Below are 9,317 nucleotides of genomic sequence, written 5' to 3'. Positions count from 1 at the left end.
TATGATGGCTTAATGGGTGTACCTATTACATTCCTTGATAAATATAATCCAGATCAATTTGAAATTGTAATGCTTGCTAATGGTAATGCACGTTCCAATGTACCTTCTGATGTTCTTTCACAAGTAAAATACTTACAACACTCTGAGGATAGAGGAGGGGTCGGTATAATCAATGGTCAAAGAGTTTATGCAAGAATTCTAATTCAAAGGAAATGTTGATGAGCTCAATATTACGAGTGCCTTGTTCATATCAAGGTGGTAAACAACGTGTAGCATCTCAAATAGTTGATGTAATTCTAAACTCTTCTACTGACTCCAATACTCAATTCTATGATTTATGTTGTGGTTCAGGTGCAATTTCTATTGAATTAGTTAATCGAGGTATAGATCCAACACGTATCTCTATGCTTGATATTAGTTCTTGGGGGGCTTTTTGGTCAGCTATAGGATCTAATACTTTTAATATGGATGTTTTTGATCAATTTTTAGCAGAGTTACCTAGTAGTCAAAAAGATTTTAAAGAGCATTTATCTACTCTTTCTAAACTACCAATAGATAAACATGAAGTGGAACTTTATCCAATCCTTCAAGCTTGTTCCTTTGGTGGAAAACAAATCTATCGTAAGGAAAAAAATTGGGCAAATGCTTGTTTTAGAGACTATTGGGAACCAACTGAAACAAGTATTCGTCGTAGTCCTGCAAATGCTATGCAACCATCTCCGAATGAATTAAGACGGAGAATAAATACTATTGTAAACAAAATGAGTGGAGTAACTTGTTTCAATATGGATATTATGGAATTACTCAGTATTCCATTTCCTACAAACTCGATTGTTTATGTTGATCCACCATATCAACATACAACAGGATACGCATACAGTTTTGATTTAAACTTTTTCGTTAAGCGATTTCGAGAAATAAATAATGTTCCTTTATTTATTTCTGAAGGAATTCCATTAAGTGAAGATACAATTATGCTTAACTTTGGTGGTGCAAATGGTGGCATTAGCGGAGCTAGAAAAAATAAGCACCAAGAATGGTTAAGCCGTTTTTAAAATAATCCAAATTGCTTAGCATTTTTTGAAGAACCATTCCTACCTAAGATTCGTGAAGATAATTTAAAATTAGCCATTTCTGATTCTGAATATACAGATAAAGAGTAGTAATCTTCACGAATCTTAGTAAAGGTTATTATTTTTTCGACTAAGTAATATCCTTCTTCTTTTGCTCTAAAAGCATCTGTAATTTTTATATTATTAGAGCTTACTCCTTTAATCTGAAGGCGCCACGTACCATTTGCATTATCTCCTGTAGGGAAGAGTATCTCATTGCCAATATAATCAACCCCATCAAACTCTAATGTAATTAGTTTACGTTTATGACTACTTAAAGGATCTACTCCAAAAAAATACACTGTACCTAGCATCAACTTAGAATCATTAAATTCAAAAATAGTTCCTTTCGGATCTCCTCTTTCAACTAAAGATTTCATTGATAAATCTAAAATATTTCTTGATCCACCAGTCATTCGCTTCGTTTCAAACCAAATTGTCTGGATACCAGGTGAGACTGTACCTGTACTAGTAGGTGAGACTGTACCTGTACTGGCAGGTGAGACTGTACCTGTACTAGTAGGTGAGACTGTACCTGTACTAGTAGGTGAGACTGTACCTGTACTAGTAGGTTCTTTCTGTGACTTAACTATTGTTTTTAGTTTAACTTTTGGAATATTTGGAGAGCTAGGACTCCATACTATATGATTTCTAACAGGAACAAAAATTTTCTTACTTTCATCCTCTAGAAAACCATTATTTAGTAAATTATCTAACTGATGCTTACTTTTTAAATGAATACAATCAGCCTTTATGATATTTAAATTCATCATTATTGTTTGTATTAAATCCCAATTAGAATGATTTATATACAATAAAATATTGGCTTCAATATTGGTTTCAAATCCTCCAGAAGTTAGGTTGGAGCTTCCAACACTCAATACTCCTTCCTTTGAAGCTTCTTCATAGAAACAAAAAACTTTAGGATGAAAAATCTGTTGGGGAGTACCAGTATTAACCAAATAAATATCTTGATGTACATTCTTATCTAGAAGATATTCTAAAGCTTGCTTAGACGTTACTCCATTATTTATTCCTATGAAAAATATTATTTTTTTATTGTTTAGAACATTATTACAAATGATATCAGCACCATTTTTTCGCGCAAAAGCAACACTAATGATACCTTCATTATAATTAAAAGAGGCTGTAGCTAATTCATTAACAAAATCAGCGCCATCAAGACGTTGAAAAAAGATTTTTGGTGAAGGCATTTGATTCCATCAATTTTGCTATACTCCTTTTTTAAGTTTAACCCAAATATTAACGAGTAAATTAATGCTTTGCTAAAATTTATCTAATTTAAAAAGATTTTATGTTTTTTCAGCCTTATCCATTTAACATAAAGTTTCTTATACGAAATTTGGTTCAAAAAAAATGCCACTTTAAAGAGGCATTTATCAATTCAGACTATAAATTTTTTTCTCAATTCATCAAAACTTTGACCATAGATGAAATCAAAATCTCTGATCCTAAGATGCCTAAATTTTTCTTCATATTGAACAGAATATAGGGTTACATAAGGATCATCACTAAGATGTACCTCAGTACAATAAGCAAGATCTTGTCTTCCATTATAACTATAGAAGACAAAACTTTCGTATAATTCAAACAAAGCATTCTTAGAAATGAAACTATGATCTGCTTTTAACTGAAAGTTTGAAGTAGAAGAATATATAGGTAACAAAAAAAACTCCCAAAAGCGCTAATATCTGATTTAGGCTCACTTGGACACTTAACTAAGAAAACAAACCAAAAGTAGTTTCCAAAGCGCTAATATCTGATTTAGGCTCACTTGGACACTTTATCCAAGTAGCCACAACTGATTTAGATACACAGAGTTCACTTGCAATTTTTCTACAGCTCAAACCTTGTGAATGTAGATCCCTTGCCTGCCTCCTCAGCTCATCATATTTTGCAGATCTTACTTTTCCACCTTTAATGCCACCCAATCGCCCCTTATATTTTTGGCGATCAATGAACTCCTGATAACAATATGGGTCTTTTTTCCAACAATAGCGCGCAATAGACTTAGCAATGCCTTTCACCTCTCCATAGGTCATAGGTTGAATCAAACCCTGATTTAGCTTCACGCAATGCTGAATTACACTCTCAAGCCAAACAGAATATGTGCTCCCTCTATACTTCCGTATTTCTTTATATGCCCAATGACGAGCTGTATGGAATACAAAACAATTACGTCCTAAACCTATCGCTTCATCTTGTTTAATTTCTCTTTTAGCATCATTCCAAGTTAAGTCTAAGTTTCTTGCTAGCTCATTTAAGGTATAAGGTTTTTCCCGTAAACACGTAGTTTTCCAAAAACTAGACATAGGATTTTTAGCTACTAGATGTGTATATGCGGGATCTGCTTTGAACAACTCTCCAAGTTTATGTCGAATGGCATTTGCATAGAGAATTGGTCTTTGACGACTAGCATCAGTGGTATAAATCGGTGTTTTTAACTGGAATAAAATATGAGAACGACCATTGTAAGGATTAGCAATTACTAAGTTTGGTAATGGTACTCCTACTAGTCCATATAATATTTCTGATAATGAAGCCTCATAATCCAAATCAAATACTAGATAATGTAAATAATAAGGACTGTTTGGCTGTATATATCTGTATTTTATAGAAATTTCTTTAGGCATGATCATCAGACCATAATCCAAATTATCTGCACAGTAAGGCTTTTTAGGTAATCTGTCTTGAAATTGATCAAGCAGAAAAGATAATTGTTGCATTTGCTTATCTTCACTATTTGCAAATGCACAATGACCATGTATTATTAATACAGTTCATGTGCAAGCATGTTCTAAGAATTCAAGCCCTGTAACTTCCTGTCCGGCAAGATTGAAAGTTATGGGGCTTTTTCATATCTGTAATTTATACAATATATCTAACTTATAATTCAATTCAACCGAAAAAGTATATATAAGATAAAACTTTTTTTACAAACTTACGTAAGTTACATAAGTTATTTAAGTTACGTAAAAAGTTAACTATGTGAATACATTGATCTTCTCTATTATTAGAATATACTTAAGTTAAATAAGTTACGTAAGTTAAATAAAAATGATCATATTAGTTGGTGGTGAAAAAGGTGGATCTGGCAAAAGTTGTTTAGCCCAAAATCTAGCAGTTTATTTACAAGCGAGTAATCGAGATATCTTATTACTCGATGCCGATCCACAAGGTACAACAACCGATTGGATCAAAGAACGTGATGAAAATTCAGCTGTAAAAAATATTCCATCAGTACAAGCTTCAGGAAATATTCGACAAATCCTAATGGACTTATCTAAGCGATACCAAGATATCATTATTGATGCTGGTGGACAGGATTCTGAAGCCTTACGTTCGGCAATGACTGTTTCCACTCACATGCTTTTGCCTTTCCGTCCTAAAAGACGAGATCTAAAAACATTAGTACATGTGGAAAAATTAATACGTCTTGCAAAAGCTGTTAATCCTGAACTCTATACGAGAGCAGTCATTACTCAATGTCCTACTTTACCGAGTCAAGTTCAACGCATCTTAGATGCTAAAGAAGCATGTGAATCGTTTGATCTCATCCCATTAAATAATTTTACGTGTAATCGAAACATATACGATGATGCTGATGAAAATGGGTTATCCGTTTTTGAAATGTCATCTGATGAAAAAGCCAAACAAGAAATTGAACAAATCGCTAAAGAGTTTTTAGGAGACCTCTAATGGCTTTAAAAGGTTTAAAAAGAGAAGAGCAAACTTCTAAAAATGAAAAATTAGTGAATGATTTTATTTCTGGCGCATCGAAAAATGTCCAAGAACTAACCCCATCAAATTCTAAATTTCAAAGATATACATTTTCGTTAACAGAGGATGTAAGTGAACAGATTAACGATTTGAAAGTTAGATGTCGTGTTGCTAAAGCAAACCGATCTATCATTCTTAAAGCTGCTGTTAGTCAGCTCAATACTTTATCGGATGAAGATTTACATAATTTGATTAAGAAAGAGTTAGGCTACTAATTTTGAGCCACCTTCAGGGTGGCTTTTCTATTTTCAGCTAGCACTAGATTCCTTATAAAACGTATTAAAATTCTATAAATAAAAAAATCAATCACTTGTAAAAAGTTATGCAATTTTTGGAAGTATTTACATAAAAATTACTGTTTTATATTTATAAATCATATATTTATTTCAAGAAATACCCTGAAAAAATCTAAATTTTTTTAGTGGCATCCTGTAAGGTGCGTATGGTGTGTCTTAAAAAAATCGGTTGAAAACCGATTTTAGAGCGTCAACAAAATTAAGGCTTTCAAGTGATCAAAAATAAACCTTCGTTCAATAAGAAAAAGTGGCTGAGAAATCATCTAGACGATGTTTTACGCCTAAAAAAAGATGGTTTGACCTATCAATCCATCATCCAAGTGCTCAAAAAAGACTTAAATATGCCCTTTGACTTGGAAGAATCACTGTTAAGTCGTTATCTCAAAGAGTTTGCAGAAGATGAATCAACCACTTTAAAGACCAAAACAGCCTTAACAAACAAAGTTGAACGGCAGATAGACCGGCTTACTCGTCAAAATAATGAAATACAAAACCTGAAACGTCGTTTAGACCGTATGGCTGAACGTGAAATGAGGTTTGAAATTGAAAATAAGAACCTAAAAGAACGTAATCGGATTCTAGAATACAAATTCCTAGAAGGTGAAGGACGCTTCCAAGACCTTCGACGCTATAAAGGACTTCATAACTCAAGATGGAAAATTGGCGATTTAGAAAAGAAAAACGATGAGCTATTCCAAACAGTTTTGATGCTTGAAAGACATACTGAACGATTAGCAAAGCCTCATGAACAGGCTGATGAAAAAATTAGACAGCTTGAGAATGAACTTTCACAGATCAAAGGGAAATATGAACAACTAGAGCAAAATCAGCGACTATCCAATCAAGAACTTAAACAACTTGAACTGACGATTAACACCTTAAAAAACGAAAAACAGGCTCTAGAAAAACAACTTGCCGAAAAAGAAACGCCCATTATTCACCAAGACCAAGAAAAAATTGATCAACTCACACAGGAACGGCAGAAATTCCTCCAAGAAAGAAATCAACTACACATGCTATCTAAGCGTCTAAAAAGCGATTTAAGCAATTCTGAACATCAACTGAGGGAAGTATCGAACCTACTGCATGAAAGCCAAAATAACGCCAAAAAGAAGGATTTATGGCGTGTTTTGGCTCTGAGTTTTGGTTGCTTGGCTGTTATCTTCTTATTGATGTGTATTTTCCTCTAAGACCGTATTTTGTTTGGGCCATTATTTCAGTCCAAGAGGGCTGAAATTGGCTCAAATAAAATGCGGTCATTATGTTTTTTGGCTAAACAAAGCCGTGGAACATTGTTTATTTATTAATCGTGGAACATGAAAAATTGCCAAAACAGCCTAAGAGTGACTGCTTAGGCTGTTTCTACATGAATAAGACATTGTTTAAAAAGGGATTTTAAGAGGCGTTTCGTATAACGTGTATTATGTTAATTTTAGAAATAATTAATTATTTCACATATTGCCAAAGATCAGGACCAACATAGCTCTCATCTATACGATAACCTTCTGCAATTGCTTCTTTTTCATCATACTCTCTAGATCTTTGAGTTCTTCGTTCTTCCTTTTCAAACGCTTGTTTTAACTCCAATGGAGTCATTGTATAAGCATTAATATTGTTTTCTGAATCACTTAAGGCATCTCGTTGATCATAACGAATGGTGTTAAAAGTATAACGAACCATATATTGCTCTTTCTCATCTTCAGTTTTTTTAGTTTGACTGATGTATATATTCAATAAAAGACCATTAGCGTATAAGCGATAACCCAAAGACCCACTACCACTCGCATTCATGATGTTTTGCCATTCCTCATAACTAAAAATATAGCTTGGATCAATCGAATAGCCCCACTTCATGACATATCGCATATTATCTTCTTTCGCTATACGTGGGTTATAGGGAGCAATATAAAGTTTCCATCCCGCTTGATTTACTCGTTTCATTAAATTCGCATACGCTTGATAGGCTTGCTCAGGACGTACAAACTCCTCTTTATTTAAGCCTGCATTAACAGTCATAACCTCAATACCATCTTCCTTATGAAACGATGTTCCTAATACATAAAAAACATGGTCAATAGCTAAGCTACTCGCGCCATTTTCAATCTTAATTTGACCAAGGTTCGGTGGTGAAAAATCTAATTCTCGAAAACTAGCGACAGGATGGTTATCCACGGCACTCTGATTGTATTGAGCAAAGTCTTTAAAGCCCTGTAGACCAAAATGGAGTAAATAAGGTTGCTGATTCATTGCACTATTCTCTGTATTTTTTGCATTAGGTTGGCAACCTAAAAGAAGGAAACCGAAGATGAAGACTAAGATAGAATTAAAATAATGCTTAAATCTTTCCATCATTACTGTCCTTGCCAACTACAAAGTCCGCTTTACTATTGCCCCATCCTGCAATAATTGCGAGTTCCTTCTCTAAAAATGATCGCCCTGTGTCACTTAACATTAAGGTATGATATTTTTCTGCTGCCTTCTGAATCCACTCCATACGGCTATCATAATCTTGAACTTTGGTATGCGCTAAAGGTTCGCTATAGACAGATTCAGGTAATTTGTCGAGTACATCTTTATGACGTCCTTCATATTTCCCATGTCTAGGCTTAACAGCATCAACACTATAATCACTAGAAAGGACTAAAGTACTATCGGGAAGTTTGGTATAGCTTTGTAAAGTTGCCTGTGCTTGTACCATCCAGTCCTTCCAAACCAATTCTTGTAAAATATTACGTTGTTCCTGTACTGCAATTGCCAGTAAATGTTTCATAAGATCGTCTTGTGCATCTTTAAAATTATCTCTCCTTGGTTTTCCTTTTCTTTTAAAAATGCCTTCTATCTTGGGAAGCATCCCAAAAGCCTGAGTAATTTCAGTTGTACTCTGCAAATGCTTAATGATGGGTAAACAACTCGACCAAGGAATATTTAACACTTCTTCCTTAATATGGGTGAACTTAGATACATCACGTTGAGTTCGACATTGATTAAAAGATTGCGAAGACATACTCCAAGCATAATGCCAAGGTGCAATATCCATAAATAACCATAAATTCCCTTTCGCAAAAGAGTGTACTGGATTGCGAACAAGTGGCGTCAAGACAAAAGGGGAAATAATGGGAATCCATTTATACCCCCAAGCCGTTAAGCCATGTTTAAACACTGCTGCAACAGTTTTTGAAGCAAATGCACCTAAGCCCATCCAATAATAACGGCCTTTTAATTGCTGACTTCCATGATTTTCTTGTTCAAGATAAATTTTGGCATAAACTGAGGCAATTCTTCTGGCTCTTGCTTCATATCCTGGTTCGAGTTTATAGAGATTCTTTTTGGCATCTTTTAAGTTAGACAGACGGATCATCGCTATTTGTTGTTGTACTTCCCAAAAAGTTAAGCAATCACACTGTGCTGTTTTACAGCTATTCTCTGTTGTATTTGTATTACTTTCCCAATCTAAATTACCCACTAATCATCTCCTTCACTCGGTTCAGCTTCTAGCTTCATCCAATTTAAATCGAGCTTTAAGCTTTCTTCTTGTAAGGAATTTATTCGTTTAGATCGGCCTTTATTATCTGCTATGGCCATAAACTCATCGGATGCATTTGAAATTTTATAATCAGCATTTTTAAAGGGCTCACCAGAGGGCAATAACATTTGAAATTTCTCATTATAGGCCTCATAAGTTGGCAAGCCTTTGATATTTACACCAACTTCTGTACCGCTTTTAAAAAGGTGCTGACCTGCCTTAGCCTCAAACTTTGCAGGCGTAATGAATGTAATTCCATTCTTATTAATGATGACTTGAGAACCACCTGCCATAGGTTTACCTATCTTCTTTAATCATTTAAAAATTAATCTTATATTTAGCTTAAAATAAATCTCTAATAGTTCAATTTTTTTCACCAAAGTATGACTTTTATCATAGCCATTCAATTGAATGATAGCATCATTGTTGCTGCAGACAATAAAGAAGTCACACTCAAAGAAGGTGAAACAAAGCAGTTAATAGATAACTTAACGTCAAAAATCCATCCTTGGTACAAGGGAATTATTACGGGAACAGGTGAAAGCTATGTGCTCAATCGTTGCATAACCTTATTTCAGCAAATAG

The 9,317-nt window shown here is 34.2% G+C and carries 10 protein-coding genes and 1 pseudogene; 6 read left to right on the top strand and 5 right to left on the bottom strand.

Translation table 11 applies throughout. From position 1 onward, the window contains the following. A partial coding sequence (locus tag FTV34_RS15605; RefSeq protein WP_218949374.1) for an adenine-specific methyltransferase EcoRI family protein occupies positions 1-219 on the top strand: 219 nt, incomplete at its 5' end. After that, positions 219-1,055 carry a DNA adenine methylase gene (locus FTV34_RS15600; protein WP_179995740.1) on the top strand — a complete coding sequence of 279 codons (837 nt, stop codon included), beginning with the start codon at positions 219-221 and terminating at the stop codon, positions 1,053-1,055. The genes FTV34_RS15605 and FTV34_RS15600, both read left to right, overlap by 1 nt. Here the strand turns inward: FTV34_RS15600 and FTV34_RS15595 are convergent. Together FTV34_RS15595 and FTV34_RS15590 are read right to left on the bottom strand one after the other, a co-directional pair. Then, positions 1,052-2,326 carry a phospholipase D family protein gene (locus tag FTV34_RS15595; RefSeq protein ID WP_179995739.1) on the bottom strand — a complete coding sequence of 425 codons (1,275 nt, stop codon included), beginning with the start codon at positions 2,324-2,326 and terminating at the stop codon, positions 1,052-1,054. The two genes, FTV34_RS15600 and FTV34_RS15595, sit on opposite strands and share 4 nt — an antisense overlap. Before the next feature lie 525 nt (positions 2,327-2,851). After that, positions 2,852-3,859 (bottom strand): replication initiation protein, encoded by a 1,008-nt coding sequence (locus FTV34_RS15590; RefSeq protein WP_179995738.1) that lies wholly within the window; start codon positions 3,857-3,859, stop codon positions 2,852-2,854. Positions 3,860-4,190: 331 nt separating this feature from the next. On the opposite strand from FTV34_RS15590, the gene FTV34_RS15585 reads away from it, so the two are divergent. From FTV34_RS15585 to FTV34_RS15575, 3 genes are all read left to right on the top strand, one after another. Next, positions 4,191-4,832: an AAA family ATPase gene (locus FTV34_RS15585; protein ID WP_179996672.1), complete on the top strand. Its 642-nt coding sequence runs from the start codon at positions 4,191-4,193 to the stop codon at positions 4,830-4,832. Then, a complete protein-coding gene (locus FTV34_RS15580; protein WP_180070769.1) occupies positions 4,832-5,128 on the top strand; it encodes a hypothetical protein in 297 nt (98 codons plus the stop codon). Before FTV34_RS15585 ends, FTV34_RS15580 begins: the two co-directional genes overlap by 1 nt. Before the next feature lie 293 nt (positions 5,129-5,421). After that, the gene (locus FTV34_RS15575) at positions 5,422-6,399 is read left to right on the top strand and encodes a hypothetical protein (protein ID WP_180070767.1); all 978 of its coding nucleotides are present in this window, start codon (positions 5,422-5,424) and stop codon (positions 6,397-6,399) included. 256 nt (positions 6,400-6,655) lie between these two features. On the opposite strand, the gene FTV34_RS15570 is transcribed toward FTV34_RS15575, so the two are convergent. Genes FTV34_RS15570 through FTV34_RS15560 form a run of 3 tightly spaced genes read right to left on the bottom strand, consistent with a single transcriptional unit; the run spans position 6,656 to position 9,025 of the window. Continuing rightward, positions 6,656-7,561: a hypothetical protein gene (locus FTV34_RS15570; RefSeq protein ID WP_171525057.1), complete on the bottom strand. Its 906-nt coding sequence runs from the start codon at positions 7,559-7,561 to the stop codon at positions 6,656-6,658. Continuing rightward, the gene (locus tag FTV34_RS15565) at positions 7,545-8,672 is read right to left on the bottom strand and encodes a hypothetical protein (RefSeq protein WP_179995816.1); all 1,128 of its coding nucleotides are present in this window, start codon (positions 8,670-8,672) and stop codon (positions 7,545-7,547) included. The genes FTV34_RS15570 and FTV34_RS15565 overlap by 17 nt, the downstream gene beginning before the upstream one ends. Then, the gene (locus FTV34_RS15560; RefSeq protein ID WP_000897084.1) at positions 8,672-9,025 is read right to left on the bottom strand and encodes a hypothetical protein; all 354 of its coding nucleotides are present in this window, start codon (positions 9,023-9,025) and stop codon (positions 8,672-8,674) included. Before FTV34_RS15560 ends, FTV34_RS15565 begins: the two co-directional genes overlap by 1 nt. Before the next feature lie 90 nt (positions 9,026-9,115). Between FTV34_RS15560 and FTV34_RS17810 the strand changes: the two are divergent. Beyond that, positions 9,116-9,317: pseudogene (locus FTV34_RS17810) on the top strand (hypothetical protein); the annotation flags it as partial.

The organism is Acinetobacter sp. YH16038 (assembly GCF_013417275.1).
GTDB lineage: Bacteria > Pseudomonadota > Gammaproteobacteria > Pseudomonadales > Moraxellaceae > Acinetobacter.
This window is presented reverse-complemented; position numbering and strand designations above follow the sequence as displayed.

Coding starts and splice junctions, on each gene's coding strand:
- FTV34_RS15600 (WP_179995740.1), top strand. CDS start 219: ATGAGCTCAATATTACGAGTGCCTTGTTCATATCAAGGTGGTAAACAA.
- FTV34_RS15595 (WP_179995739.1), bottom strand. CDS start 2,326: ATGCCTTCACCAAAAATCTTTTTTCAACGTCTTGATGGCGCTGATTTT.
- FTV34_RS15590 (WP_179995738.1), bottom strand. CDS start 3,859: ATGCAACAATTATCTTTTCTGCTTGATCAATTTCAAGACAGATTACCT.
- FTV34_RS15585 (WP_179996672.1), top strand. CDS start 4,191: ATGATCATATTAGTTGGTGGTGAAAAAGGTGGATCTGGCAAAAGTTGT.
- FTV34_RS15580 (WP_180070769.1), top strand. CDS start 4,832: ATGGCTTTAAAAGGTTTAAAAAGAGAAGAGCAAACTTCTAAAAATGAA.
- FTV34_RS15570 (WP_171525057.1), bottom strand. CDS start 7,561: ATGATGGAAAGATTTAAGCATTATTTTAATTCTATCTTAGTCTTCATC.
- FTV34_RS15560 (WP_000897084.1), bottom strand. CDS start 9,025: ATGGCAGGTGGTTCTCAAGTCATCATTAATAAGAATGGAATTACATTC.